26 protein-coding genes, 3 tRNA genes, 1 pseudogene and 1 riboswitch are annotated in these 25,106 nt (G+C 74.8%); of the genes and pseudogenes, 15 read left to right on the forward strand and 15 right to left on the reverse strand.

What is annotated here, in order from left to right; translation table 11 throughout:
* Nucleotides 1–40 precede the first annotated feature (40 nt).
* The 4 genes from CFLA_RS10830 to CFLA_RS10845 all read right to left on the reverse strand — a co-directional run bounded on the left by CFLA_RS10830 (nucleotide 41) and on the right by CFLA_RS10845 (nucleotide 3,896).
* The gene (locus CFLA_RS10830; protein ID WP_052302836.1) at nucleotides 41–721 is read right to left on the reverse strand and encodes a histidine phosphatase family protein; all 681 of its coding nucleotides are present in this window, start codon (nucleotides 719–721) and stop codon (nucleotides 41–43) included.
* A gap of 210 nt (nucleotides 722–931) precedes the next feature.
* A complete protein-coding gene (locus CFLA_RS10835; protein WP_013117370.1) occupies nucleotides 932–1,666 on the reverse strand; it encodes a zinc ribbon domain-containing protein in 735 nt (244 codons plus the stop codon).
* Nucleotides 1,663–2,850 (reverse strand): Nif3-like dinuclear metal center hexameric protein, encoded by a 1,188-nt coding sequence (locus tag CFLA_RS10840; protein WP_013117371.1) that lies wholly within the window; start codon nucleotides 2,848–2,850, stop codon nucleotides 1,663–1,665. Before CFLA_RS10840 ends, CFLA_RS10835 begins: the two co-directional genes overlap by 4 nt.
* A complete protein-coding gene (locus tag CFLA_RS10845) occupies nucleotides 2,847–3,896 on the reverse strand; it encodes a zinc-dependent alcohol dehydrogenase family protein (RefSeq protein WP_013117372.1) in 1,050 nt (349 codons plus the stop codon). Before CFLA_RS10845 ends, CFLA_RS10840 begins: the two co-directional genes overlap by 4 nt.
* Nucleotides 3,897–3,971: 75 nt before the next feature.
* Here CFLA_RS10845 and CFLA_RS10850 point away from each other — a divergent pair.
* Nucleotides 3,972–4,045 (forward strand) — tRNA-Val (locus CFLA_RS10850).
* Nucleotides 4,046–4,079: 34 nt separating this feature from the next.
* Here the strand turns inward: CFLA_RS10850 and CFLA_RS10855 are convergent.
* A complete protein-coding gene (locus CFLA_RS10855; RefSeq protein WP_013117373.1) occupies nucleotides 4,080–4,544 on the reverse strand; it encodes a peroxiredoxin in 465 nt (154 codons plus the stop codon).
* Nucleotides 4,541–4,963, reverse strand: coding sequence for a DUF3052 domain-containing protein (locus tag CFLA_RS10860; RefSeq protein WP_013117374.1), 423 nt, complete (start codon nucleotides 4,961–4,963; stop codon nucleotides 4,541–4,543). Before CFLA_RS10860 ends, CFLA_RS10855 begins: the two co-directional genes overlap by 4 nt.
* A gap of 309 nt (nucleotides 4,964–5,272) precedes the next feature.
* Between CFLA_RS10860 and aceE the strand changes: the two genes are divergently transcribed.
* Nucleotides 5,273–8,020, forward strand: a complete 2,748-nt coding sequence (gene aceE, locus CFLA_RS10865; protein ID WP_013117375.1) for a pyruvate dehydrogenase (acetyl-transferring), homodimeric type — start codon at nucleotides 5,273–5,275, stop codon at nucleotides 8,018–8,020.
* 94 nt (nucleotides 8,021–8,114) lie between these two features.
* On the opposite strand, the gene CFLA_RS20900 is transcribed toward aceE, so the two are convergent.
* Entirely contained in the window at nucleotides 8,115–8,453 is a 339-nt protein-coding gene (locus CFLA_RS20900; protein ID WP_245530231.1) for a hypothetical protein, read from the reverse strand.
* A gap of 443 nt (nucleotides 8,454–8,896) precedes the next feature.
* Here CFLA_RS20900 and CFLA_RS10875 point away from each other — a divergent pair, with 443 nt between their 5' ends.
* The 5 genes from CFLA_RS10875 to CFLA_RS10895 all read left to right on the forward strand — a co-directional run bounded on the left by CFLA_RS10875 (nucleotide 8,897) and on the right by CFLA_RS10895 (nucleotide 13,892).
* Nucleotides 8,897–10,123 carry a PucR family transcriptional regulator gene (locus CFLA_RS10875; RefSeq protein ID WP_013117376.1) on the forward strand — a complete coding sequence of 409 codons (1,227 nt, stop codon included), beginning with the start codon at nucleotides 8,897–8,899 and terminating at the stop codon, nucleotides 10,121–10,123.
* Nucleotides 10,124–10,245: 122 nt separating this feature from the next.
* A complete protein-coding gene (locus CFLA_RS10880; protein WP_013117377.1) occupies nucleotides 10,246–11,223 on the forward strand; it encodes an ACP S-malonyltransferase in 978 nt (325 codons plus the stop codon).
* A complete protein-coding gene (locus CFLA_RS10885; RefSeq protein ID WP_013117378.1) occupies nucleotides 11,220–12,224 on the forward strand; it encodes a beta-ketoacyl-ACP synthase III in 1,005 nt (334 codons plus the stop codon). Before CFLA_RS10880 ends, CFLA_RS10885 begins: the two co-directional genes overlap by 4 nt.
* 89 nt (nucleotides 12,225–12,313) lie before the next feature.
* Complete coding sequence (locus tag CFLA_RS10890) at nucleotides 12,314–12,562, forward strand: acyl carrier protein (RefSeq protein WP_013117379.1); 249 nt, start codon at nucleotides 12,314–12,316, stop codon at nucleotides 12,560–12,562.
* An 85-nt stretch (nucleotides 12,563–12,647) separates the two neighbouring features.
* Nucleotides 12,648–13,892, forward strand: a complete 1,245-nt coding sequence (locus CFLA_RS10895; protein ID WP_013117380.1) for a beta-ketoacyl-[acyl-carrier-protein] synthase family protein — start codon at nucleotides 12,648–12,650, stop codon at nucleotides 13,890–13,892.
* Between the two features lie 27 nt (nucleotides 13,893–13,919).
* Here the strand turns inward: CFLA_RS10895 and CFLA_RS10900 are convergent, their stop codons facing one another.
* From CFLA_RS10900 to CFLA_RS10930, 7 genes are all read right to left on the reverse strand, one after another.
* Nucleotides 13,920–14,783 (reverse strand): FAD:protein FMN transferase, encoded by an 864-nt coding sequence (locus tag CFLA_RS10900; RefSeq protein ID WP_013117381.1) that lies wholly within the window; start codon nucleotides 14,781–14,783, stop codon nucleotides 13,920–13,922.
* Nucleotides 14,770–16,341 (reverse strand): FAD-dependent oxidoreductase, encoded by a 1,572-nt coding sequence (locus tag CFLA_RS10905; RefSeq protein WP_013117382.1) that lies wholly within the window; start codon nucleotides 16,339–16,341, stop codon nucleotides 14,770–14,772. The genes CFLA_RS10900 and CFLA_RS10905 overlap by 14 nt, the downstream gene beginning before the upstream one ends.
* A gap of 36 nt (nucleotides 16,342–16,377) precedes the next feature.
* Nucleotides 16,378–16,818 carry an FMN-binding domain-containing protein gene (locus CFLA_RS10910; protein WP_013117383.1) on the reverse strand — a complete coding sequence of 147 codons (441 nt, stop codon included), beginning with the start codon at nucleotides 16,816–16,818 and terminating at the stop codon, nucleotides 16,378–16,380.
* A gap of 213 nt (nucleotides 16,819–17,031) precedes the next feature.
* On the reverse strand, nucleotides 17,032–17,532 hold the full coding sequence (locus CFLA_RS10915) for a DUF3145 domain-containing protein (protein ID WP_013117384.1): 501 nt from the start codon (nucleotides 17,530–17,532) through the stop codon (nucleotides 17,032–17,034).
* 152 nt (nucleotides 17,533–17,684) lie between these two features.
* Nucleotides 17,685–18,173, reverse strand: a complete 489-nt coding sequence (gene def / locus CFLA_RS10920; RefSeq protein ID WP_013117385.1) for a peptide deformylase — start codon at nucleotides 18,171–18,173, stop codon at nucleotides 17,685–17,687.
* A gap of 135 nt (nucleotides 18,174–18,308) precedes the next feature.
* Complete coding sequence (locus CFLA_RS10925) at nucleotides 18,309–18,527, reverse strand: BldC family transcriptional regulator (protein ID WP_013117386.1); 219 nt, start codon at nucleotides 18,525–18,527, stop codon at nucleotides 18,309–18,311.
* An 18-nt stretch (nucleotides 18,528–18,545) separates the two neighbouring features.
* Nucleotides 18,546–18,620, reverse strand: a riboswitch (cyclic di-GMP riboswitch).
* Nucleotides 18,621–18,700: 80 nt separating this feature from the next.
* Nucleotides 18,701–19,477 carry a DUF1206 domain-containing protein gene (locus tag CFLA_RS10930; RefSeq protein ID WP_013117387.1) on the reverse strand — a complete coding sequence of 259 codons (777 nt, stop codon included), beginning with the start codon at nucleotides 19,475–19,477 and terminating at the stop codon, nucleotides 18,701–18,703.
* A 145-nt stretch (nucleotides 19,478–19,622) separates the two neighbouring features.
* On the opposite strand from CFLA_RS10930, the gene CFLA_RS10935 reads away from it, so the two are divergent.
* The 8 genes from CFLA_RS10935 to CFLA_RS10970 all read left to right on the forward strand — a co-directional run bounded on the left by CFLA_RS10935 (nucleotide 19,623) and on the right by CFLA_RS10970 (nucleotide 24,534).
* Nucleotides 19,623–19,696: transfer RNA gene (locus tag CFLA_RS10935), tRNA-Ile, on the forward strand.
* A 65-nt stretch (nucleotides 19,697–19,761) separates the two neighbouring features.
* The gene (locus CFLA_RS10940; protein ID WP_013117388.1) at nucleotides 19,762–20,481 is read left to right on the forward strand and encodes a phosphatase PAP2 family protein; all 720 of its coding nucleotides are present in this window, start codon (nucleotides 19,762–19,764) and stop codon (nucleotides 20,479–20,481) included.
* 16 nt (nucleotides 20,482–20,497) lie between these two features.
* Nucleotides 20,498–21,184 (forward strand): phosphatase PAP2 family protein, encoded by a 687-nt coding sequence (locus tag CFLA_RS10945; RefSeq protein ID WP_013117389.1) that lies wholly within the window; start codon nucleotides 20,498–20,500, stop codon nucleotides 21,182–21,184.
* Nucleotides 21,185–21,234: 50 nt separating this feature from the next.
* Nucleotides 21,235–21,744, forward strand: a complete 510-nt coding sequence (locus CFLA_RS10950; protein ID WP_013117390.1) for a hypothetical protein — start codon at nucleotides 21,235–21,237, stop codon at nucleotides 21,742–21,744.
* A gap of 54 nt (nucleotides 21,745–21,798) precedes the next feature.
* Nucleotides 21,799–21,871: transfer RNA gene (locus CFLA_RS10955), tRNA-Asn, on the forward strand.
* Nucleotides 21,872–22,007: 136 nt separating this feature from the next.
* Entirely contained in the window at nucleotides 22,008–23,852 is a 1,845-nt protein-coding gene (locus CFLA_RS10960; RefSeq protein WP_013117391.1) for a hypothetical protein, read from the forward strand.
* Nucleotides 23,849–24,337, forward strand: a complete 489-nt coding sequence (locus CFLA_RS10965) for a hypothetical protein (protein ID WP_013117392.1) — start codon at nucleotides 23,849–23,851, stop codon at nucleotides 24,335–24,337. The genes CFLA_RS10960 and CFLA_RS10965 overlap by 4 nt, the downstream gene beginning before the upstream one ends.
* Nucleotides 24,338–24,342: 5 nt before the next feature.
* Nucleotides 24,343–24,534, forward strand: coding sequence for a hypothetical protein (locus CFLA_RS10970; protein WP_013117393.1), 192 nt, complete (start codon nucleotides 24,343–24,345; stop codon nucleotides 24,532–24,534).
* Between the two features lie 5 nt (nucleotides 24,535–24,539).
* Here CFLA_RS10970 and CFLA_RS10975 read toward each other — a convergent pair.
* Nucleotides 24,540–24,782 (reverse strand): annotated as a pseudogene (locus CFLA_RS10975) (metallophosphoesterase family protein); the annotation flags it as partial.
* Between the last annotated feature and the right edge of the window lie 324 nt (nucleotides 24,783–25,106).

Genomic DNA, 25,106 nt, shown 5'->3' on the forward strand with positions numbered 1-25,106 from the left:
CGGCGCCCCGACCGCCGCACGCCGTCACGAGCCGGACCCCTCACCAGCCCTCGCTGGGCGCTCCGGCCACCGCGATCTCGTCGCGGCGGTCCGCGAACAGCCGCACGATGCTCACCGACGCCGGCGCGACGCGCAGCTGGCTCCACGTGCCCGGGTCCGCGCCCATCGTCACGCCGAGCGCCGCCCGGATCGCGACGGCGTGGGACACCACGACCACCGTGCGCGGCCCGCCGTCCCGCAGGCTGTCCAGACCGCGGCGCAGCCGGTCCCCGACGTCCGCGATCGACTCCCCGTCGGGCGGACGCACGCGTCCTGACGTGTGCCACGGCTCGAGCGCGCCCGGCCAGCGGTCCTCGATCTCGTCGGCCGTGAGCCCCTGCCACTGCCCGAAGTCGGCCTCCTGGAACGCGGCGTCCACCCGCACGGGCAGGCCGAGACGCGCCGCGACGACCCCTGCCGTCTCCTGCGTGCGCACCATCGGCGACGCGACGACCTCCGACGGGTACTCGACATCGCCCCACAGGTCACGCCCGACGCGCTCCACGAGCGTGGCGGCCGCGGCCGCCTGCCGACGCCCGTGCTCGTCGAGCGAGGGCCCCGGCTCCGAGGACCCCGAGTAGCCGCGCGACACGGTCATCGCCGTCTGCCCGTGCCGGACCAGGACGACGGTCACCGGCTCCTCGTCGTCGAACCGCGGCGACGAGCCGGAGGGCACAGCCACGCGGCGGCGACGGCGACCCTGCGCACCCCCGGCGCCTGCCGGGTCGACGGGAACGTCCGTGAGCGGCTCCGCAGGGGACGAGGCGGGGCGGGGAGCGTGGTCGGTGGCGTCAGGGGTCGAGGTGCTGGTCACCCCCGCAGTCTCGACCCGTCGTGCACCGTCGGTCCACCCGGCCGCGCGGCGTGCGGCCGGTCCGACGTCACGGACGGCTCAGTCGGTGAGCCGGACGAGGATCCGACCGCACTCCTCGCACCGCACGACGGCGTCGGCGGGACGCGCACGGATGGCCTCGAGATCGAGCGGGTTGAGCTCGAGCCGGCAGCCCTCGCAGCGGTTGCCGCGCAGCGCCGCGGCACCGCTGCCGCCGAGCTGTCCTCGCAGCCGCTCGTACAGCGCGACGAGCCCGACGTCGAGCCCGTCGGCAGCGTGCTCGCGCTCGGCGCGCACGCGGTCCGCCTCGGCGTCGACCTCGGCGTACCCGGCGTCGCGCTCGGCGACGACCGCGTCCCGGTCGGCCACGAGCGCGCCCTGGGCCTGCTCGAGGTCGTGCAGCGCGGCCTCGTGCGCCTCGAGCCGCTCCATCACCTCGAGCTCGACGTCCTCCAGGTGCGACTGGCGGGTGGCGAGGCTCGCGAGCTCGCTCGTCAGCGCCTGCGCGTCCTTGGCACCCACCTGGCCGGCGTCGAGCCGCTGCTGGTCGCGGCGGGCACGGGCGCGTACCTGCTCGACGTCGGCCTCGGCCTTGGCGAGCTCGGTGCGCAGGTCGGACGCCGCGGTGCGCGACGTGACGAGCGCGGCGTCGAGGTCGGCGAGCCGCGCGTCGAGCTCGACGAGCCGCGCGAGCGCCGGCAGCGAGCGCCGCTTGTGCGCGAGCTGGGCGAGGCGGGTGTCGAGCTCCTGGACGTCGAGGAGTCGGCGCTGGTCGGCGGCGGGAGCGCTCGTCACGTGGTTCCTTCCGGAGGGGACGTCTGCGGCACGTGACCCGTCCACGGGTCGGTGCGGCGCGTGCTGACGCGGGTCTCCACCGTAGTGCCCGCGGCCGCCAGGTCCGCGCGCAGCGCGTCCGCGGCGCGTGGCAGCCACAGCCACTCCGACGCGGAGTGTGCGAGGTCCACCAGCGCAGGTCGCGGCGGTCCCCCGGCGGCCGCGAACAGCGCGTGCTCCTGCTGCTCCGAGGCGGGATGGTGACGCAGGTCGGCGGTGACGTACGCGTCGACGTCGGCCGCGCGCACGGCGTCGAACAACGAGTCGCCCGACCCGCCGAGCACCGCGACGCGCCGCACGGGCATGTCCGGGTCACCGGCGTACCGCACCCCCTGCGCCGTGGCGGGCACGGCGCGCGCGACGGCGACGGCGAAGTCGCGCAGCCGGAGCGCCGCGGGCAGCGTCCCGACGCGTCCCAGGCCCGTGTCTCCGGGCAGCGACGCGAGCTCCAGGACGTCGAACGCGGGCTCCTCGTAGGGGTGCGCGACACGCAGGGCCGCGACGACCCGGGCACGCAGGTGCCGCGGGGCGACCATCTCGACGCGCGCCTCGGCGACCGTCTCACGCGTCCCGACCGCGCCGACCGCCGGGGTCGACCCGGGCAGCGGTGTGAACGTCCCCTCCCCGGTCGTCGTCCATGCGCAGCGCTCGTAGGCGCCGACGTGCCCGGCACCGACGGCCGCGAGCGCATCCACCAGACGGTCCGCGTCGGCGGCCGGGACCATGACGACGTGCTTGTCGAGCGGGGGCGCGTCGGCGGCGACCAACGGCGTGGTGGCCGTCAGACCGATCGCGTCGGCGAGCGCCTCGGCGACCCCGCCGTGCGCCGAGTCGGCGTTGGTGTGCGCGGTGTACAGGCCGCACCCGGCCCGCACGAGCCGGTGCACGAGCGCCCCCTTGGACGTGGTCGCGGCCACCGAGTGCACGCCGCGCAGCAGCAGCGGGTGGTGCGTGACCAGCAGGTCCGCGTCCCACTCCTCGGCCTCGTCGACGACCGTGGCGACCGGGTCGACGGCGAGCAGCACGCGCCGCACCGGGGCCGCCGGGTCGCCGACGGCGAGCCCGACGCGGTCCCAGGACTCCGCGGTGCGCGGCGGGTACCGGCGCTCGAGTGCCGCGACGACGTCGGCGAGGGTGGCGGTCACGGCAGCACGAACGCCTTCGTCACCGTGCGCTCGTCCATCGCACGGTAGGCGTCGGCGATGTCGTCGAGGCCGAACGTGCCGTCGAACACCAGCCCCGGCTCGATCGTCCCGGCCCACACGTCCGGCAGGAGGCCCTCGATGTACCCGCGCACCGGCGCCACCCCACCGACGACACCCTTGTTCGAGCTGAACATCGTCTGCACCCGCAGCTCGGGGCCGCCGGCGGGGACGCCCACGAACCCCACGCGCCCGCCGGGACGCACGGTCGCGAGGGCCTGGTCCATCGACTCCTTGGTGCCGACGCACTCGAGCACGGCGTCGGGCCCGACGCCGTCGAGCAGGTCGTGCACGGCGGCCGCACCGTCGTCACCGCGCTCGGCGACGACGTCGGTCGCGCCGAAGCGCCGGGCGAGCGCCTGGCGCGCCGGGTGGCGGGAGAACGCGACGATCCTCTCGGCCCCCAGCCGGCGGGCGGCGATGACGCCGCAGAGCCCGACGGCACCGTCACCGACGACCGCCACGGTGGACCCGGCGTGCACGCCCGCGGACAGCGCCGCGTGGTGGCCCGTGCCGAGCACGTCGGTGAGCGTGAGGACGTGCGGCAGCAGGGCGGCGTCCGGGTGCTCAGGCGTCACGACGAGCGTGCCGTCGGCGAGCGGGACGCGCACGTACTCGCCCTGCGCGGCGTCCGACGAGATCCCCTCGTGGTCCGGCGACCCCCACCAGGCGGCGCGCTCGCACGACGTGTGCACACCGTGGCGGCAGTGCACGCACGTGTTGTCGCTGATCGAGAACGGCGCGACGACGAAGTCCCCGACGTGCACGCGCCGCACCTCGACCCCGACCTCCTCGACCACGCCGACGAACTCGTGGCCGATCCGGTGCGGCTCGCCCGGGGCCCGCACGCCGCGGTACCCCCACAGGTCGGAACCGCACACGCACGTCGCGACGACCCGAACGACGGCATCGGTGGGGCGGTGGATCACGGGGTCCGGCACCTGCTCGACGCGCACGTCGCGGGGGCCGTGGATGACGGTGGCTCGCACGCCCCGCAGCCTACGGCGGGCACCGCCCCGGATGCCGCCGCGCCTCCCGCGCGCCGGTAGGCTGACCGACCGCAGGGGCCTGTAGCTCAGTTGGTCAGAGCGCCGCGCTTACACCGCGGAGGTCGCCGGTTCGAGACCGGCCGGGCCCACCCACCCCGCGCTGCACGCGCCGGCACCCCGCCCTCAGGCGGTGAGCGCCGCCAGGGCCTGGCGGTACGCCGCGAGCGGGCGCGCCTGGCCGCGCGGGTTCACGACGCTCCAGCGCACGACCCCGTCGGCGTCGACGAGGAAGGACCCGCGCAGCGCGTGCCCGCTGGTCTCGTCGAGCACGCCGTACGCGCGGGCGGCAGCACCGTGCGGCCAGAAGTCCGACAGCAGGTCGAACGTGTAGCCCTCCTGCTCGGCCCACGCACGCAGGGCGAACATCGGGTCGCACGAGACGACGAGCAGCCGGACGCCGGCCTCGTCGAACGCCGCGATGTTGTCCCGCAGCTCGCACAGCTCCCCCGTGCACGTGCCCGAGAACGCGAAGGGCACGAACACGATCGCGACCGGCGTGCCGCGCAGGCCCGACAGCGTGACGGGCGTGCCGTGCGTGTCGGGCAGCGTCAGGTCGGGCGCCGGCGAGCCGGGCGCCGGTGGGGTCACTTCCCGCGGCCGCGGGTCGCCAGGCGCGTGGCCGACCAGTCCGGGCCGATCGCGAACGTCGTCATGGCGTGCAGACCTGACGTGGTCGCCGCCTCCTCGATGTCGGAGTGCGACACGTGGCCGGGGCGTCCCGACTTCGGCGTGAACACCCAGATCGGGCCCGAGTCCTCGAGCACGCTCGTGGCGTCGACGAGAGCGTCGGTGAGGTCGCCGTCGTCCTCGCGGAACCAGATGACGGCACCGTCGGTGACGTCGTCGTACTCCTCGTCCACGAGCTCGGTGCCGGTGGCGGCCTCGATGCCCTGCCGAACCGCCTCGTCGACGTCGTCGTCGTAGTTCAGCTCCTGGATCACCTGCCCGGCTGTGAAGCCGAGGCGGGCTACCGCCTGCGTCGCGGCGTCGTCCGCGGTCGATGACACGTCGGCCCGTTCCCTTCTCCCGCGGTGCGCCGCACGTCCGCGGGCCCACCTGTCGATGTCGCCACACGTTAGCCCACCGCAGGCACCCGGGCCCTGGCAAGGCGCGGTTCGGTGGGCGTGTCACGGACGTCACTGTCCACCCAGGGGTCGCTGGTGTGACTTTCAGGGCCGGACGGACCGAGAATGGTGCGACTACCCGCAACCGACTCCCCGCGCGCACCCGTGCGCCGGCGGCCGGCTGCAGGCACTGGAGTGTGCCGTGGCGCCCGACCGAGGCGCCGGGCGCGCACGAGACGCGAAGGAGCACCGGTGGCTTCCATCGACGAGACGGGCCCGCTCATCGGCGGCCTGCTCAGCCAGGTCCCCGACATCGACCCGGAGGAGACCGGGGAGTGGGTCGAGTCCCTCGACGGGCTCATCGAGGACAAGGGCGGCCCGCGTGCCCGCTACGTGCTCATGAGCCTGCTGCGGCACGCACGGGAGCGGAACGTCGCGATCCCCGCCTCGCTCAACACGCCGTACGTCAACACGATCGCGGTCCACAACGAGCCGTACTTCCCCGGCGACGAGGTCATGGAGCGCCGCTACCGCTCGTGGATCCGCTGGAACGCGGCCGTCATGGTGACGCGCGCGCAGCGCCCGGGCGTCGCCGTGGGCGGGCACATCTCGTCGTACGCGTCGGTCGCGACCCTCACCGAGGTGGGCCTGAACCACTTCTTCCGCGGCAAGGACCACCCGGGCGGCGGCGACCAGGTCTACTTCCAGGGCCACGCCTCCCCCGGCGTGTACGCCCGCGCGTTCCTCGAGGGTCGCCTGAGCGAGCACCAGCTCGACGGGTTCCGCCAGGAGCTGTCGCACCCCGGCGGCGGCCTGCCGTCCTACCCGCACCCGCGCCTGGCGCCCGACCTGTGGGAGTTCCCCACGGTGTCGATGGGCCTGGGCCCGGCGTCCGCGATCTACCAGGCGTGGACCAACAAGTACCTGCACAACCGCGGGATCAAGGACACGAGCCAGCAGGACGTGTGGGCGTTCCTCGGTGACGGCGAGATGGACGAGCCGGAGTCGCGCGGCATGCTCCAGCACGCCGCCCAGCAGGGCCTGGACAACCTGACGTTCGTCGTCAACTGCAACCTGCAGCGCCTCGACGGGCCGGTCCGCGGCAACGGCAAGATCATCCAGGAGCTCGAGGCGCAGTTCCGTGGCGCCGGCTGGAACGTCATCAAGGTCATCTGGGGCCGCGAGTGGGACGTCCTGCTCAACGCCGACAAGGACCGCGCGCTGGTCCACCTCATGAACACCACGCCCGACGGCGACTTCCAGACGTACCGCGCGGAGAACGGCGCGTTCATCCGGGAGCACTTCTTCGGCCGTGACCCGCGCACCAAGCAGCTCGTCGAGAAGATGACGGACGACGAGATCTGGGCGCTCAAGCGCGGCGGACACGACTACCGCAAGCTCTACGCGGCGTACAAGTCCGCACGTGAGCACACCGGTCAGCCGACCGTGATCCTCGCCCACACGATCAAGGGCTACGGCCTGGGCTCGGGCTTCGCGGGGCGCAACGCGACGCACCAGATGAAGAAGCTCAAGATCGACGAGCTCAAGACGCTGCGCGACTCGCTGCACATCCCGATCGAGGACGACCAGCTCGAGGCGAACCCCTACCTGCCGCCGTACTTCCACCCCGGCCCGCAGGACGAGGCCATCCAGTACATGCTCGAGCGTCGCCGCCAGCTCGGTGGCTTCGTCCCCGAGCGGCGCACCGAGCACACCAAGCTCTCGCTGCCCGGTGACAAGGCGTACGAGGGGCTCGCCAAGGGCTCGGGCTCGCAGGAGGTCGCCTCCACGATGGCGCTCGTGCGCCTGTTCAAGGACCTCGTGAAGGACAAGGAGTTCGGCCACCGCCTCGTGCCGATCATCCCCGACGAGGCGCGCACCTTCGGCCTGGACTCGATCTTCCCGAGCGCGAAGATCTTCAACACCAACGGGCAGAACTACATGGCCGTGGACCGCGAGCTCATGCTGAGCTACAAGGAGTCCGAGGCCGGCCAGATCATGCACACCGGCATCAACGAGGCCGGGTCCGCGGCCGCGTTCCAGGCGGTGGGCACGTCCTACGCGACGCACGGCGAGCCGCTGATCCCGTTCTACTTCTACTACTCGATGTTCGGCTTCCAGCGCACGGGCGACCAGTTCTGGGCCGCGGGCGACCAGATGGCGCGGGGCTTCCTCATCGGAGCCACGGCCGGTCGCACGACGCTCACCGGCGAGGGTCTGCAGCATGCCGACGGTCACTCGCCGCTGCTGGCCGGCACCATGTCGCACGTCGTGCACTACGACCCGGCGTACGGGTACGAGATCCGGCACATCGTGCGCGACGGCATCGAGCGGATGTTCGGCGACCGGCAGGACGGCCGCGACAAGGACGTCATCTACTACCTCACCGTCTACAACGAGCCGATGGTCCAGCCGGCCGAGCCGCAGGACGTCGACGTCGAGGGCATCCTCAAGGGCATCCACCTCCTCGCGCCGGCCGAGGGCGACGGGCCGCGTGCCCAGATCCTCGCGTCGGGCGTGGCGGTGCCGTGGGCGCTCGAGGCCCAGCAGCTGCTGGCCGAGGACTGGGGCGTGCGCGCCGCGGTGTGGTCGGTGACGAGCTGGAACGAGCTGCGCCGCGAGGCGCTGGCGGCCGAGCAGCACGCGTTCCTGCACCCGGGCGACGCGCCCCGCACGCCGTACCTCACGGCCAAGCTCCAGGGGGCCGAGGGGCCGTTCGTCGCGACGACGGACTACGACCACCTCGTGCCCGACCAGGTGCGGGCGTGGATCCCGGGCCGCTACGCGACCCTGGGTGCCGACGGGTTCGGGTTCTCCGACACGCGCGCCGCCGCTCGGCGCCACTTCAAGATCGACGGGCCGTCGACCGTGGTGCGCGTGCTGCAGCAGCTCGTCCTCGAGGGCAAGGTCGACGCCTCGCTCCCGGCTCAGGCGATCGAGCGCTACCGCCTGCACGACGTCACGGCCGGCACGTCCGGCAACACCGGCGGCGACTCCTGAGCCGCCGCTGACGCCGCGACGCCCCCCGGCCGCCGAGGCGGTCGGGGGGCGTCGTGCGTGAGGGCGGGGTTGCGACGCGGTCGGCCGCGCCGGCTCAGGTGCCGGGGATCGACTGCTGCGCCTGCGCGATCTCGAGCGTGAGCTCGTCCTTGAGGTGCGCGACGGCCGCCTGGTCCGGGTAGAGGTCGAGCGACGCGAGGTGCTGCCTGGCCTCCAGCGGGCGTTCCGCCGCGATCGCCGCCCGCACGAGCTCGCGGGCGACCTCCGGCACGTGCTCGCGCGGGCGCCAGTGGCCCACACCGAGGTTGAGCGCCTCGACGGGCTGGCCGGCCTCGCACAGCAGGGCCAGGCCCTGCACGAGGGCCTGGCCCGACGAGTCGCGCTCGGCCGCGGTCGTGAGCCGGCGGATCGTGCCCTCGTGGTCGTCCCGCACGGACAGGCGTGCGACCTCGATGAGCGGGTACCAGGCACGCGGGTTGCCGGCGAGCTCCTCGCCGAGGGACCAGACGGCCAGGTCGGCGGCGTGCTGCCGCTCGTGCTCGACGTTGGGCGCCGTCAGCGGGTCCTCCTCCGGGACCTGCTCGGCGGCGCGCCGACGGACGATCTCCGCGAGCGCCAGGAACGCGCGCTCGTTGTTGGGGTCGTCGCTCAGCCTCGTGGAGGGTGTCGCCGCGCCGGGTGGCCGTCGTCGGGCGACGCGCCCCGACCTTGGAGGCCGAGGTGGGTCGCCGCATCAGCTGGCGCAGGCGGGGCAGAAGAGCCATGTCGCGACCCTATCCGCTTCGTCCCGCGCGCACCTGTCCGGAAGCGCTTCGCCCCGTTCGTGCGGTCGCGCGGGTTTGTGGGCTCCCCACAACGTGCCTCTATGCTCGCCGGATGGCGACGCCTCCCAGGACGCCGGCGCGCACGGCACGCCGCCCGGCCACCCGCACGCCCGGCACCGCGGCGACGGGCGACCAGAGCGAGACCCAGCGGCGCGTGCGCGACGGCACGGGCCTGCTCGCGGCCGCCGCGATGCGGCGGCTCGACGAGGACCTCGAGTGGTACCGCGCGCTGCCGGCCGAGGACCGCTCGTGGGTCAACCTCGTCGCGCAGGCGGGCATCACGGCGTTCGTCACGTGGTACGCCGACCCGACGCGCCCGCCCCACGGCGTCGGGGAGATCTTCGCCGCCGCGCCGCCGGAGCTGACGCGCTCGATCTCGTTGCAGCACACGCTCCAGCTCGTCCGCGTCGTCGTCGACGTCGTCGAGACCCACTCCGACCGCCTCGCCGCGCCGGGTGCCGAGCGCGAGCTGCGCGAGGCCGTGCTGCGCTACTCCCGCGAGGTCGCGTTCTCCGCCGCCGAGGTCTACGCACGGGCCGCCGAGGTGCGCGGCGCGTGGGACGCGCGCCTGGAGGCGCTCGTGGTCGACGCGCTCGTGCGCGGCGACGTCGACGACGCTCTCCGCTCGCGCGTCTCGGCCCTCGGGTGGAGCGGGCGCGGGTCGACGCTCGTGGTGGTGGGGCGCGCCGGCGCCCACATGGACGAGGTACGGGCCGCCGACCTGCGGCGCGCCACCCGCCGGGCCGCCGACGACGCCCTGGTCGGGATCCTCGGCGACCGCCTGGTCGTCTTCCTCGGCGGTGAGGGCGACCTGCGCGCGGCGGCGATGACCCTGCTGCCGCGGTTCGGCCCCGGGCCGGTCGTGGTCGGCCCGACCGCCGCGGGGCTCGCCGAGGCGACCCGCTCCGCACGCGCGGCGCTGTCCGGTCTGCTCGCGGCACCCGGCTGGGAGCAGGCGCCACGCCCCGTGCACGCCGACGACCTGCTGCCCGAGCGCGTGCTCGTCGGCGACCCGGACGCGCGCCGTGCGCTCGTCGAACGCGCCTACGCCCCGCTGGCGGCCAGCCAGGGCTCGTTGCTCGACACGCTCTCGGCGTACCTCGGCGCGGGCCGCTCGCTCGAGGCCGCCGCCCGCACGCTGTACGTGCACCCCAACACGGTGCGGTACCGGCTGCGGCGCGTGTGCGACGTCACGGGGTGGGACCCGCTCGACGCGCGCGAGTCGTACGTCCTGCAGATCGCGCTGGCGGTGGGACGCCTGGACGCCGTCGACGGCTGACGACGTCGAGGGCCCGCACCCGCTCCGTCGCGCTCATGTTGTACAGGTTCGACAACACTGGGTGACGAGGTTGGTGCGAGCCGTGAGCAGGACGACGCGCACCCGGGCGGCATGGTTGTCGGGTGCTCGTCGTCGCCTGCCCCGGCCAGGGTGCCCAGTCCCCCGGCATGCTCACCCCGTGGACCGAGGTCGACGGCTTCGCCGACGCACTGCGCCGCGCGAGCGAGGTCGTCGGGTCGGACCTGCTCGCGCACGGCACGACGTCCGACGCCGAGACGATCCGCGACACGGCGGTCGCCCAGCCCCTGCTCGTGGCCACCGCGCTGGCGAGCCTGCGTGCGCTGCTCGGCGCCGACGCTGCCACGGACCTCGCGAGCGTCGCGCCCCGGGCGTTCGACGTCGTCGCCGGCCACTCCGTCGGCGAGCTCGCGGCCGCCGCAGCGGCGGGTGTCCTCACCGACGACGAGGCGCTGGCGCTCGTCGCGGTCCGTGGCACCGCGATGGCCCGCGCCGCGGCGTCGGCCCCCACGGGCATGAGCGCCGTCCTCGGCGGCGACCCGGACGAGGTGCTGGCCCGCCTCGAGGTCCTCGACCTCGTCCCGGCCAACGTCAACGGCGGCGGCCAGGTCGTCGCGGCGGGTGCGCTCGACGCGCTCGCGGCGCTGTCCGCCGAGCCGCCGGCGCGGGCACGCGTCATCGCGCTGCAGGTCGCCGGTGCGTTCCACACGCGCTACATGGCCCCGGCCGTCGACGAGCTCGCCGCCGCAGCCGCGACGCTCACGCCCCGGGACCCCGTCGTCACGCTCCTGGGCAACGCCGACGGCCGGGCCGTCGCCGACGGCGCCGACGCGCTGGCCCGGATCGTCGCCCAGGTCGCCCGACCGGTGCGCTGGGACCTGTGCCAGGCCGCACTGGCCGACCTGGGCGTCACGGCGCTGCTGGAGGTGGCCCCCGGTGGCGTCCTCACGGGCCTGGCGCGTCGCACCCTGCCCGGCGTCGAGACCCTCGCGCTGAAGTCCCCCGCCGACCTCGACGCCGCCCGCGACCTCGTCCGGCGGCACGCCGGCGCCGTCCTCACCCCCCAGGAGAGCCAGTCGTGACCCGTCCGACCCTCACGCAGGCCACGGGGCCGGCGCACACCCGGATCCTCGGCCTCGGCGGCGTCCGTGGCGAGCGCGTCGTCCCCAACGACGAGCTCGTCGGGCCCATCGACTCGTCCGACGAGTGGATCCGCCAGCGCACCGGCATCGTCACGCGTCGCCGCGCGGCCGAGGGCACCGACGTGCTCGACCTGGCCGAGGGCGCGGCGCGCGCCGCCCTGGACGACGCGGGCCTCACGGGCGCCGACATCGACGCGGTCATCCTGTCGACCGTCACGTACTTCCACCAGACGCCCGCGGGTGCGGCGATCATCGCCGACCGCATCGGTGCGACGCCCGCCGCCGCCTTCGACATCTCCGCCGCGTGCGCCGGCTACTGCTACGGCGTCGGCCAGGCCGACGCGCTCGTCCGGGCCGGCACCGCGCGGCACGTCCTGGTGATCGGGGCGGAGAAGATGAGCGAGTTCGTCGACCCGACGGACCGCTCGATCTCCTTCCTGCTCGGCGACGGCGCCGGTGCGGTCGTCATCGGCCCGTCCGACACCCCGGGCATCGGTCCGACCGTGTGGGGCTCGGACGGCGGGCAGGCGCAGGCGATCCGCCAGACGCACTCGTGGCTCGCGACGCGCGACGAGGGCGCCGGGTGGCCGACGCTGCGCCAGGAGGGGCAGTCCGTCTTCAAGTGGGCGGTGTGGCAGATGGCGCCCGTCGCGCAGAAGGCCATGGACGCCGCCGGCGTGCGCCCGGAGGACATCGAGGCGTTCATCCCGCACCAGGCGAACATGCGGATCATCGACCAGATGATCAAGCAGCTGAAGCTGCCCGAGTCCGTCGTCGTGGGCCGCGACATCGCCGACACCGGCAACACGTCGGCCGCGTCGATCCCTCTGGCCGCCGAGCGCCTGCTGCGCGAGGGCCAGGTCGGTCCTGGTGCGCTCGCCCTGCAGATCGGCTTCGGCGCCGGTCTGGTCTACGCCGCGCAGGTCGTCGTCCTTCCCTGACACGACGGGCCTGACCGCCCACGGTCGGCGCCCGACGCGCCTGTACCGTTCAGCACGTCCTTGCAGCACCCGACACGAGGAGACACCCGATGGCGCACAGCGAGCAGGAGATCCTGGCCGGTCTGGCCGAGATCGTCAGCGAGGAGACCGGTCTGCCGACCGACTCCGTCCTGCCCGAGAAGTCCTTCACCGACGACCTCGACATCGACTCGCTGTCGATGATGACGATCGTCACGCTGGCGGAGGAGAAGTTCGACGTCCGCATCCCCGACGACGAGGTCAAGAACCTGGCCACCGTCGGCGACGCCGTGAGCTTCATCGCCGGCGCCCAGGCCTGAGCCTGCGCTCCGCACCCCGTGTGCACCCGGGCGGTGCGCCGGCCGGCACGGCCGTCGCACCGCCCGCCTGAACCGAGGAGAACCCATGAGCACCGTCCCCGAGGTCGTCGTCACCGGCCTGGGCGCCACCACGCCGCTCGGCGGTGACGTCGCCGGCACGTGGCGTGCCGCCCTGGCGGGCGAGTCCGGCGCCCGTCCCTTCGAGAACGACTGGGCCGAGCGCTACGACATCGCCGTGAACTTCGGTGCGACGCTGAAGGTCCCCGCGGCGCAGGTGCTCCCCCGCCCCGAGCTCAAGCGCATGGACCCGTCGGCCCAGTACGCGGTCATCGCGACGCGCGAGGCGTGGGCCGACGCGGGCTCCCCCGAGGTCGACAAGGACCGGCTGGGCGCCGTCGTGTCCTCGGGCATCGGCGGCATCTGGACCACCCTCGACAGCTGGGACACGCTGCGGGAGAAGGGTGGCCGCCGCGTGCTGCCCATGACGGTCCCCATGCTCATGCCCAACTCGCCCGTGGCGTACGTGTCGCTCGAGCTCGGTGCGCGCGCCGGTGCGCACGCGCTCGTCTCGGCGTGCGCGTCCGGCGCCGAGGCGATCGCCTACGGCGTCGAGATGATCCGCAGCGGCCGCGCCGACGTCGTCGTGGCGGGCGGCACCGAGGCGACCATCCACCCCATGCCGATCGCCGCGTTCGCCGCCTCGCGCACCCTCTCGCTGCGCAACGACGACCCGGCCGGCGCGTCGCGCCCCTACGACGTCGACCGCGACGGCTTCGTCATCGGCGAGGGCGCGGGCATCGTCGTCCTGGAGTCCGCCGAGCACGCCGCCGCCCGTGGCGCCCGCGTCTACGCGCGCGTCGCCGGTCTCGGCCTGTCGGCCGACGGCTACCACATCACGTCGCCCGAGCCGTCGGGTGACGGGCAGATCCGCGCGATGCGTTCGGCGCTCGCCGACTCCGGCGTGGCTGCCGCCGACGTCGTGCACGTCAACGCGCACGCGACCTCGACCGTCGTGGGTGACCTCATCGAGGCCCGCTCGATCCGTGGCGTGCTCGGGGACGACGCCGACCACGTCGCCCTGTCCGCCACCAAGTCGATGACGGGTCATCTGCTGGGTGGCGCCGGCGCGCTCGAGACGATCTTCACGGTGCTGGCGCTGCACGAGCGGCAGGCCCCGCCGACGATCAACGTCGACAACCCCGACCCCGAGCTCGTGCTCGACCTCGTGCGCGGCACGCCGCGCGCGCTGCCGGACGGCCAGGTCGCCGCGATCAACAACTCGTTCGGCTTCGGCGGGCACAACGTCGCGCTGGTGGTCACCTCGGTCTGACGGCCGCCGCGGTGAGCCCGTCGCGCGTCAGGTGAACACCTCGCCCGGCAGGCCGAGCGCGTACCGCGCCCGGCCGTCGGCGTGCAGGCGCACGTACGTGTGCTCGGCGACGCCCTGCAGCACGTCCGGGTCGGCCAGGAAGTGCGCGGTCGCCAGCCCGTCGGCCACCATCGCGCGCTCGGCGACCACCCAGGTCGCGACGACGTCACGCGTCGGCTCGCCGGTGCGGGCGTCGAGCACGTGGTGCAGGCCGTCGCCCCACGCGCGGCGGTCGACGCCCGACGCGCACAGCGCGGCATCGCGCAGCTCGACGACGCCGAGGACACGCTGCGCGTCGCCGGGGACCTGCAGCCCGACCCGCAGGACGTCGGGACCGCGGTGGACCATGTCGCCGCCCGCGTCGACCACGTGCTCCCCCACGCCGCACGCGCACAGCTCCGCGGCCACGAGGTCGACCAGCTGCCCCTTGCCCGCCGCTCCGACGTCGAGGAGGACGGGCTGCGACGCGGTGAGCGTCGTGCCGGTGCGCCGCAGGACGTCGCGCGGGTCGGGGGCGGGCTCCGGCGGACCGGACGGCACGAGCCGGTAGCGGGCGTCGTAGCCCAGTCGCTCCAGGGCGGCACCTACGAGCGGCGAGACCGCGCCGCCGGTGCGCTCCGCGAGAACGTCGTACAGGTCGAGCAGCTCGGCGGCGTGGTCCGGGAACCGCACGGCACCACCCTCGCGCGCGACGCGCGCGACCAGCGAGTCCGCACGGAACCGCGACCAGGTCCGGTCGTACGCGTCGACGACCGATCGCACGCGGTCCAGCGTGACGTCGGGCAGGGGCGCGGGGGTGACGAGGCACCACGTCGTGCCGATCGCCTCGAACCGCGTCTCAGCGGGCGGCACCGGCCTCGACCCGCGCCCGCTCCTGCGCACGCGCCGACCGGTGCACCGGTCGGCGCCCGTAGCCGACGAAGGTGTCCGTGCGCACCTTGCGCACGCCGACCTCGCGCAGCACCGCCCGCGCCCGACGCACGAGGTCCGGCGAGCCGGCGACGTACGCGACACGCTTCGGCAGGTCGGGCATCGCCGCCCGGAGCACGGCGGGCGTCAGCCGCGTGCCGCGGTGCTGCGTCCAGCGCGGCGGCAGCGCGGGCACGGGTTCCGGCGACACGACGACCACGCGGACGCGCGTGCGCGCCAGGCGTCGCAGGTACGGCGGCGGCATGCCGGTCGCACACACGACGACCAGCACGATGTCGCGCGGTCCGGCGTGCTCGATCTGCGAGATGAACGGTGTGATCCCGATGCCACCGGCGACCAGGACGACGGGGCGCTGCGGGTCGTCCGGCAGCAGGAAGTCGCCACCGACGGTCGTCGCGCGCACCGTCGTGCCGACGGGCGCCCCCATGAGGGCGCGCTTGAACGCCGAAGGGCGGTCCCGGACGCCGAACGCCACGGCGACCGCGTCCCGACCCGCGGGGACGAGCGAGAACACGCGGCGCCGCCCGCGACCGTCGGGACGCGCACGGCCGACGTCGATCTCCGCCCACTGGCCGGGCTGCCAGCGCAACGCCCGCTGCGGGCGCAGGAGCACCTCGTGGGTGTCGGGGCCGGGCGTGTCGTGCCCGACGACGGTGAGCCGCACGGCACGCGGCGCCGCGACCAACGCGGTGACGAGGTTGGCGACGACGACCGCGAGCTCCGGTGACGTCGACAGCGGGCCCAGCACGAACGGCACACCGGCCACCGCCCCGGCGAGCAGCGCTACCGCGACGCGCGCCCACCGGCGCGGCGCCTGCGTCAGGGGCTCGACGACCATGAAGCCGGCGACGAAGAGCGCGGGGTGCGACCCCAGCGTGGTGACCAGCGCAGCCAGCGGCTCCTGCCCCGACTGCACGAGCCGCGGCACGGTCACCGCGAGGTACGCGACGAGGTACGCGAGCGCGACCGCGCCCGTCGCCGTGCGCCGGAGCACGAACGCGCCCGCGACGAGGACGACGGGTGCGAGGAGAGGTGTGCCGACCCACCAGACCGGCGCACCCGACCCGAGGACGGGGGCCACCACGAGTCCCGCGACGAGCGCCCCCGCGGCCGCGGGGTTGAGCAGGTGGCGGCCACCCCAGCGCACGAGCACCTTCGACAGCCCCGCCGCGGCACCCACGAGGCCGGCGCCGACCAGCCCGTCGACCGTCAGCGCGGGCCAGACGAGCAGCGCGAGGATCAGCCCCGTGATGAGCGACGACTCGACGTGCACGCGCCCGCCGTCGACGAGCGCCCCCGGCAGGCTCGTGAGCAGTGTTCCCAGCGTCGTGGCCCCGAGCGTCGCGGCGAGCGCGACCGGGTCGAGATCGAGCATCCCGAGGTACCCGGCCAGCGCCGCCGCCGCGTGCACGGCGACCAGCGCGAGCGTCCCCGTGCGGTACGGGCCCACGCGGCTGAGCAGCGCGTCGAGCCATCCCATCACCGCACCGCCGTCGTGCCCGGCGCGCCGGACACGTCAGGCCCGTGGCGCATCGCGGACCGCCTCGTCGAGCGCCGCCATGAACCCTGCACCGGTGGACGACGAACCTGCGAGCCGGTCGATGCTCACCTCGTCGAGCGGACGGCCCACCACGGTGTCCACGACCGCGGAGGCGAAGCGCTCCTGGAAGCGCCGCGACGTCGCGTTGGTGGCCGCGGGGTCGACGCGCACACCGGTGACCACCCCGTCGGTGAGCACCACGGTGACGTCGATCTGCTGGCGTCCCCCGGGTGTCTCGTAGGTGGCGCTGCCGCTGTAGGTGCCGTCGGCGGCGGGCTGCGCGGGTGCGGGCGCGCTGTCCGCACGCGTCGGCGGTCGAGCGTCGGCCGGCAGCGCGACGGTGCAGCCGGTGAGCGCGAGACCGGCGCCGAGCCCTGCGGAGAGCCGCAGCGCGGCCGAGGGACGACGAGGTGGCATCGGCGTCCTCCGCGAGGTGTCGGACGCACCGCGCCGCGGTACGTCGGCCCCCCGGGTGGATCTGGACGCACCCCGGCGACCCGCGGTGCAAATCGGACATTAGCCCACGCCCCCGGGGCGTGCCGATCGGGGGTCCGCCATGCGGAACGTTTCAGATCAGGCCGATCCCGGCTCGTGCACCCGGACGGCGCACGCCCGTCACTCTCCCGGGTGTCAGCCCACGCGGTGGAGCCACCGCACGGGCGCGCCGGCGCCGGCGTACCGGAACGGCTCGAGCTCGTCGTCCCACGCCTGGCCGAGCGCGAGATCGAGCTCGGCGCGCAGCCGCTCGGGGTCGGCGGCGTGCTCGAGCGCCGCCCGGATCCGGTCCTCGGGCACGACGACGTTGCCGTGCACGTCCGTCGCGGCGTGGAAGATGCCGAGCTCGGGCGTGTGGCTCCAGCGCGACCCGTCGACGCCCGGGCTCGGTTCCTCCGTCACCTCGTACCGCAGGTGGGCCCAGCCGCGCAGCGCGGACGCGAGCCGCGCACCGGTGCCCGGCGCGCCCTGCCACGAGAGCTCGGCGCGGTAGAACGTCGGCCCGGCGGGCTGCGGTGTCCAGTCCAGGCTGACGCGCGCGCCCAGCGCGTTGCCTGCCGCCCACTCGACGTGGGGGCACAGCGCGCGCGGCGCGGAGTGCACGAAAAGTACACCGCGGGTGATGGCACCGGCCATGTCGTCCTCCCGGATGGGCTCGAGGGTCGCCTTCCCCAACGACCTCGCCCCACGACAGGAACGTCACCAGCACAGATGCTGCGCACGCGGCGTGCACGGCACAGGATGCCCCATACGTCGCCCCAGGTCCAGCGGGACGCGCAGCGGGCGCGTCAGAGCTGCTCGCGGATCGCCCGCATCGCCTTCTTGCGCACCGAACGCTCCAGCCGGTCAAGGTAGAGCATCCCGTCGAGGTGGTCGACCTCGTGCTGCAGGCAGCGGGCCATGAGCTCGGTTCCCTCGACGACGACCTCACGGCCGTCCAGGTCGGTACCGACGACGCGCGCGTACCAGGCGCGGTGCGTCGGGAACCACAGGCCGGGCACCGACAGGCAGCCCTCGTCGCCGTCCTGGTACTCGTCCTCGGACAGCTCCACGATGACGGGGTTGAGCACGTACCCGATCTCGTCGTCGATGTTCCAGGAGAACGCCCGCAGGCCCACGCCGATCTGGTTGGCCGCGAGGCCCGCTCGCCCGTCCATGTCCACCGTCTCGAGGAGGTCCTCGACGAGCGAGCGCACGCGCTCGTCGATCGTGGTGATGGGGTCGCAGGGGGTGCGCAGCACCGGGTCGCCGACGGTACGGATCTCACGCAGGGCCATGCCCCGATCCTTTCATGTCACGCACCCCCGCCGCGGCCGTCGGCGCGCACCTGCGCACGCAGCACGACGCCGGTGGTGACCAGGGTCACCACCGGCGTCGGTGTCGTGGGTGCGTCGTCGCAGACGGCGCGGGGTTCACTCCCCGGCGCGCTGCTGCGGGACGCCCGTGAGGAGCTGACGGACCTCGGCCTCGTGGAAGCGGCGGTGCCCACCCAGGGTGCGGACGGCGGAGAGCTTGCCGGCCTGCGCCCAGCGCGTGACCGTCTTCGGGTCGACGCGGAACAGGACGGCGACCTCGCCGGGGGTGAGCAGGGCGCCCTGCGTGAGGGGGGCCTCGGTGGTGTGAAGAGCCATGGGCTGTACTCCTTGTCGTTCGGTAGCTCGGCTGACCTCGTGGGCCCCGTGGCTTTGCGTCCCCACCTTGCGGCGGGTTTGCCGTTTGTCGCTGACGTCTCCGACTATGCCTGAATCTGGACAACTGTGCAAGAAGCTCCGCCGTGCCAGATCTGTCCGGAGCGGGTGAAAAGTCACAGCCTGCCGAACCGGGACCTCACACCGCAGTACACCCCAAAAGCGACCAGGCCGGCCGCGACGAGCAGGAGCAGCACCGGGCCCGCCGGAGCGTCCCGCAGCGCCTGCAGCGCACCGTCCAGACCGCTCGCCTCCGCGGGGTTCGCGCGCGCGGCTGCGAGCACGAAGAGGACGCCGACGATCCCGAGCGCGACGCCCTTGGCCGCGTAGCCCACGGTCCCGGCGCGACGGGCGACCCGCCCGGCCGTCCCGGACGGCAGCCGCGTGAGGTCCTCGAGGAACTTCCTCCGCACGCCCTTGACGACGTGGTAGACGCCGACGGCGACGAGGCCGAGCCCGATCGCCCCCACGAGGAGGCGCCCACCGGTGCTCTGCATCAGGCGCGCGGTGAAGTCCGACGCACCGCCCCCGCCGTTCCCGCCGCGGACCACCGACAGCGCGGTGAGGGCGAGCACGAGGTAGACCGCGCCCTTCGCGCCGGCCTTCACACGGTCCGCGGTCGCACCCGCGGCCCCGCTGAGCGCCGCCGCGGCCTGCCAGAGCGCCAGAGCCGTGAACCCCACCACGCTGAACCACAGCGCGACACCGCCGAACGGCGTCTGCGCGAGCGCCGCGAACGCCCCCGACTCGTCGGCGCTCCCACCCGACGAGCCGAGCGCGAGCTGTGCGGCCAGCACGCCGATGAGCGCGTGCATGACTCCGCTGGCGGCGTAGCCCGCCCGTGCCCCCAGCTCCCACGCCCCCTGCGGTGACGTCGTCGCGACCGTGGCCATGGCACCTCCCTCGATGCGGGCTCCCCGCTCCCGACGCCTGTCGGAGCCCGCAGCGATCGTGGCAGCGGACGGCGTGGTCGGCATCCGGAGCGGGGGCACGGTGGTACGGCGGTGCACCTCGCGGCACTACCCTGCACTGCAGCAGGGGCCAGTAGCTCAGTCGGTCAGAGCAGCGGACTCATAATCCGTCGGTCGTGGGTTCGAGCCCCACCTGGCCCACCGAGCCGCGACCGTGGCCACGCGGTCCGGGTGCGGGGTCGCCGCACGCCCCCTAGGGTCGCGCCATGCCAGCCGCGCGTGTCCCCGGACGTGCACTGCTGCGCGCCGCCGCGTTCGGCGCCGCCGTGGTGCTGCCGGTCGTCGCGCTCGCCGTCGCGGTGCGCGGCGGGTCGGGTGCCGTCGTGCGGTTCGACGAGGCCACGGTGGCCGCGGCGACGGACGTCACCCGCTCCTCCGACACGCTGCGGACCGCGCTGGTCGGGTGGCAGGAGGTGTTCGCCGCGCGCTGGCTGAACCTCGTGCTCGTGCCCGCGGTGGGCGCCTGGGCGTGGCGGCGCGACGAGCTGCGCGACCGCGTCGTGTGGGCGGGCGTGACCGTGGCGGTCGGGTGGGGGCTGCAGCACCTGGCCAAGCTCGTCGTGCAGCGCGCGCGTCCCGTGATCGACGACGCCGTCGCGCACGCGCCCGGCTGGAGCTTCCCGTCGGGGCACGCGGCCAACACGACCACCGTCGCCGTCGTGCTCACCGTGCTCGTGTGGCCCGTGCTGGGACGTGCCGGCCGGGTCGCCGTGCCGACCGTCGCGGGCCTGCTGGTCGCGCTGACCGTCGCCGACCGGGTGCTGCTCGGCGTGCACTACCCGTCCGACGTCGTGGCAGGGGTCCTGTTCGGCACCGCGGTCGCCGGCGCGTCGTACCTCGGCTGGCGCCGGTCGCCGCCCGACGAGCGGCACGGGACGGGCCGCACGGCCGCGTCGGCCCCCACCCCTGAGCACCTGGCCCCTTGAGCACCCGGAGGACGCGTTGCACGAGTTCTGGCACCGGTACGAGACCGACACCCGCGCCCCCTCGGGTGCGGAGCTGCGCCGCGACCTCGCCCGGCGCGTCCTGCTGCCGGCCCTCGCCCTGTGGGGCGTGGTCGTCGGTCTTGGCCTGCTGATCACCGGACCGTTGGGCGGTCTGCAGGCAGAGACGGGCGTCAACGCCTGGCTGGTGGAGCAGCGCACGCCGACGCTCGACGCCGTGACGACCGTGCTGTCGGCCATCGGGCAGACGGAGTTCCTCATCGGCGCGTGCGTCCTCGCGATCGCGCTCGTGTGGTGGCGCACCCGCCAGTGGTGGTACGCCATGGTGCCGGGGCTCGCGGTGGCGGTGCAGGCCGCGATCTTCCTGACCTCCGCGCTCGTCGTGGGCCGCGAGCGGCCCGACGTCGAGCAGCTCGACGAGGCGCCGCCGACCTCGAGCTTCCCCAGCGGCCACACCGGAGCGGCCACCGCCTTCTACCTGTCGCTCGCGATGATGGCGCAGCGGATCGGCAACCCCGTCGCACGGTGGACGGTGACGCTGCTGTGCGTGCTCGTCCCCGTCGCGGTCGGCGTCGCGCGCATGTACCGCGGGATGCACTCGCTCACCGACGTGCTGGTCGGGTTCCTCAACGGTGCGACGTGCGCGGTGCTCGCGTGGAACGGCGTGCGGCGCCGGCAGGGCTGACACCGGCAGCGCGCGGCCGGCGGGCCGGCACACGCGGCTACGGTGGTGACGTGGCCCTGTTCTCCCGACGCCCCCGCCTGCCCGACCACCTGCGCCGCGCGCTCGACCTGCGCGGCGACGCCGTCCTGGCGGCCGCTCCCCTCGACGACGGTCGGTGGGCCGTCACGACGCGCCGCGCGCTGCACGTCGTGGGCGACCACGGCGTCGCACGCACGCCGTGGGCCGACGTCGACCGGGGGTCGCTCGACGCCGCCACTCGCACCCTGACGGTGCACTGGGTCAGCGGGGCGCGCAGCGCGCTCGTCGTCGCCACCGAGGACGCCTGGGACCTCGTGCAGTCGTTCCGCGAGCGCGTGCAGCAGTCCGTGGTGCACGTCGAGCACGTCGCCGTGCCGGGCGGCCGGGGGTCGGTGCGGGTCGCGCTGCGCCGCGACGAGGACGGCGGGCTGTTCACCCAGGTCATCGGAGACGGCACGGTCGACCTCACGGTGCCGGCGGTCGTGCGGGCCGTCGCCGAGGCGGAGCAGCACGTGCGGGCCGAGGCGGGCCTGGCGACCTGACGCGGGCGGGGGCACGAGCACCCGTCAGAGCCTGCTAGGGTTTTCCCCGCACGATCCCCCGTAGCTCAATTGGCAGAGCATTCGACTGTTAATCGAAGGGTTACTGGTTCGAGTCCAGTCGGGGGAGCTCCGCACGAGGCCCCCGTCCCGCGACAGCGCGACGGGGGCCTTCGTCGTCCCCGCGCCACGCCGCCGCGCGGGTGCCCCAAGGGTTGCCCGCGCGGACCTTGTCCGACGCCACGCCACGGGTGCCGGATGGAGCCATGACGAGTCGTGAGCGGGAGACGGCCGATCCGGTCGCCCGACACGGCTCGGCACGTCACGCCGCGGCGCGCGACGAGCACGCGAGCGCCCCGCACCCGCCGCTCGCGGCGCTCCAGGCCACCGCCGGGAACGAGGCCGTCACCGCGATGCTGACGGCGACGGACCGCGGCGGTACCGGGTTCCGCCACTGGGTCCAGCGGACCCCCGCCACCTGGGCGGCCAGCCCGACGGTCGCGACGGTCGCCGGGTACACCGGCTCCGCCGCGTACTGGCAGCCGGTCCAGGCGCTCGTCGCCCACTACGGCACGCTCGCACCCGCGGACTCCGTCGGGCGCACACGGACGCTGCACCGCCTCGAGACGGCCATCGCCTCCTGGCGGGCGAACCAGGCGACGAACTGGTGGACGAGCGCTCTCGACGCCCGCAAGGAGGTGGCGGTGCGGGCGGTCGAGTCGCTCATGTCGACCGAGCACGCCGCCCTGTTCACCGACCCGGCCGCGACCGCCGAGCTGGGCCGCATCGAGGGTGCTCGGACCACCGCCGCGCTCCGCACTCGCCTGCTCCGGCTCTTCACCGCGTCGGCCCGCCCGGAGCACGGCCTGGTCGTCGCGGCCCAGGTCCCCGAGGACCGCCTGCGCGCCGCGCTGCAGTCCCCGCTGTACCTGCCGGCCATCCTCGTCGTCCTCACCCGCAACCCGGCGGCCGGCGCGCCCGCGTCGTTGACGACCGTGCGCACCTTCCTCGCGACCCTCGCCGGGGAGATCGTGGCCCCGTCGACCACGGGCGTGACGGCGTCGGACGCCGCCCGTGAGGCGCGCGTCGAGGACATCCTCACACCGCCGGCGACGCGGGCCGCACGCGCCGCCGCGGCCGCTGCCGGCGGCCCGGCCCCGGCGTTCGTGCCCGCGGGCTACTACGAGGACCTGACCGCGGCACTGCACACGCAGATGCTGGGCGAGTGGGCCTGGGCCGGGCCGATGGACGCCCGCGCCGGCCTCGACACGAGCCCGGGCGGGCACGTCGAGGGCATCGCGGCAGAGGCGAAGCGCCGCGTGGACGCCCTGTACGGGATGTTCGGGTCCGCCGCGGCCCCGAGCATGACGTTCTCGGCCGGGACGCTGGAGGACCGTGGCACGGTCGTCGGCGACCCGTACGACATGGCGCGCTGGATGGTCCGTGAGGGTGGCGGCGGGAACGACGTCGGCGCCGTCCAGGAGGCGCACCACTCGTTCGAGGACGCCGCCGCGGCGCGCGCGATCGAGGACCGCGTCATCAGCCACTACGCGGGCCGGACCGCACCGGTCGCGGCGAACGAGGTCGCCGCGATGGCGGCGACGGGGCTCACGGGCACGGAACGGGCCCGGCGCCTGAGGATCATCGACCGGATGTGGCCCGGCGTGCAGTACCGGGGCAGGGTGTCGGTGGCGGCGCGTCAGGGCGCCACCCCGGCCGCCACGCGGGCGATCTACTGGGGGCTGTTCAAGACGATGATCCACGAGTACATCCACACCACGGAGCACCCGACGTACGGGACGTGGTACCGCGGGCTGCGCGACTCGCACCACGTCACGACGTACCAGGAGGGCTTCACCGACCTGTTCACGCTCCGGACGTGGCAGAGCGTCCACCCGCAGGAGATCACCGCGAGCGCGGAGCTCCGGGGCCGCGTGCAGGGTGCCGCCGACACGACGCTCGACCTCGCCGCCGTCGGCGGCGCGCCCGGGCACTACGCCGAGCTCGCCGAGGCCCAGCAGCTCGAGGCGTACTTCGGCGCCGCCAACATGAAGGCGGCGTACTTCCGCGGCGACACCGCCGTGCTCGGCGGAGGGAGGCTCCCGCGATGACCGCTCCTGTCGACGCCGGCCCGCTGGCCGAGGCGCTGGCCGGGCGCTACGACCGCTGGCGCTGGGCACCGGGTCTCACGCCGGAGGTCGTCGGCGCCGCGCTCGGCGTCCCGCTCTCCCCCGGGCCGGTCCGGCTCGCGGGGCGCGAGCTGCTCGGCGCCGTCGTCACCGTCCCCGACCAGCCGTATCCGGTGCACCTGCGCTGGGAGCGCAGCGGCGAGCTCGCGCTCGTGGAGCTGTCCCAGCCGCCTGCGTCCCCCTCGTGGCCCGCCGTGGTCGCGGCGCTCGGCGAGCCGGACGTCGTGCACCCGCACGGCAGCGGGGCGTACCCGGGCAGCGAGCAGCGCTGCCACCTGGACCGCGGCCTCACGGTCTTCGACGGGGCGGGACTCGGCTACCAGGCCGTGTGGCTCTACCCCCCGACGACCCCCGACGCGTACGCCGCCGTGACCGGGGCGTTCGAGACACCGACCAGATCGAGGTGAGCCCGATGGACACAGCCGAGCCCGAGCACCGGCACCGCACCGTCCCCGCGGCCCCGCAGAGCGCGCCGCACTCCGAGCGTCCGGCCGCGCAGCATCCGCTGCTGGAGCTGCAGCGGCAGGCGGGCAACGCCGCCGTGGCCGGCCTGGTGGCCGTGCAGCGGCACTCGCTCGACCCGGAGGAGGAGGCCGGCGCCTGACCGCCTCAGCGCAGCCCGGGCACCCGCGGCGGCAGCCGGTGCAGCACGACGTCCCCGACCGCGCCGTCCTGGAGCGTCAGCGTGACGTACGTGCAGGCGGGCTGCCGGCGCCGGTCCGTCGGGGAGCCGGGGTCGAGCAGCCGCAGGCCGCGCGGCGTGGTGGTGTCCCAGGGGACGTGGCTGTGGCCGAACACCAGCAGGTCGAGGTCGTCGAACCGCAGGTCGCAACGCCTCTCGCGTCCCGGCGCCACATCTCGTCCGGGAGGTCGCGGGCTCGTCCCGGCACGTGCGTGTCGGCGACGACCGTGACGCGGACGGGGCGGGCACGGCCCGAGGCTCCCGGCATCACGCACCTCCTCGCACCGCAGCAGGTGGTGCACCCCGCGGCGCACCGCCGCCAGGCTCGCACGCGCCGGCGTCGCGCACCACGGCAGGGCACGCGGCGACCCGCGTCCGACCCCCTCCCCGGGGTCGCCGCCCGGACGCCGTAACCCGGCACTGACCTGGGACGACGCAGCATCCGGTGGGAGGGCTGGACGAACGACCGAACGGGCCTCACACTTGCCTCGATC

The organism is Cellulomonas flavigena DSM 20109 (assembly GCF_000092865.1).
GTDB classification, from domain to species: domain Bacteria; phylum Actinomycetota; class Actinomycetes; order Actinomycetales; family Cellulomonadaceae; genus Cellulomonas; species Cellulomonas flavigena.

Bases quoted from the DNA above. Each gene is read 5' to 3' on its own strand.
- CFLA_RS10875 (WP_013117376.1), top strand. From the start codon at position 8,897: ATGGCGACGCCTCCCAGGACGCCGGCGCGCACGGCACGCCGCCCGGCC.
- CFLA_RS10890 (WP_013117379.1), top strand. From the start codon at position 12,314: ATGGCGCACAGCGAGCAGGAGATCCTGGCCGGTCTGGCCGAGATCGTC.
- CFLA_RS10895 (WP_013117380.1), top strand. From the start codon at position 12,648: ATGAGCACCGTCCCCGAGGTCGTCGTCACCGGCCTGGGCGCCACCACG.
- CFLA_RS10905 (WP_013117382.1), bottom strand. From the start codon at position 16,341: ATGGGATGGCTCGACGCGCTGCTCAGCCGCGTGGGCCCGTACCGCACG.
- CFLA_RS10910 (WP_013117383.1), bottom strand. From the start codon at position 16,818: ATGCCACCTCGTCGTCCCTCGGCCGCGCTGCGGCTCTCCGCAGGGCTC.
- CFLA_RS10915 (WP_013117384.1), bottom strand. From the start codon at position 17,532: ATGGCCGGTGCCATCACCCGCGGTGTACTTTTCGTGCACTCCGCGCCG.
- def (WP_013117385.1), bottom strand. From the start codon at position 18,173: ATGGCCCTGCGTGAGATCCGTACCGTCGGCGACCCGGTGCTGCGCACC.
- CFLA_RS10925 (WP_013117386.1), bottom strand. From the start codon at position 18,527: ATGGCTCTTCACACCACCGAGGCCCCCCTCACGCAGGGCGCCCTGCTC.
- CFLA_RS10930 (WP_013117387.1), bottom strand. From the start codon at position 19,477: ATGGCCACGGTCGCGACGACGTCACCGCAGGGGGCGTGGGAGCTGGGG.
- CFLA_RS10940 (WP_013117388.1), top strand. From the start codon at position 19,762: ATGCCAGCCGCGCGTGTCCCCGGACGTGCACTGCTGCGCGCCGCCGCG.
- CFLA_RS10960 (WP_013117391.1), top strand. From the start codon at position 22,008: ATGACGAGTCGTGAGCGGGAGACGGCCGATCCGGTCGCCCGACACGGC.
- CFLA_RS10965 (WP_013117392.1), top strand. From the start codon at position 23,849: ATGACCGCTCCTGTCGACGCCGGCCCGCTGGCCGAGGCGCTGGCCGGG.
- CFLA_RS10970 (WP_013117393.1), top strand. From the start codon at position 24,343: ATGGACACAGCCGAGCCCGAGCACCGGCACCGCACCGTCCCCGCGGCC.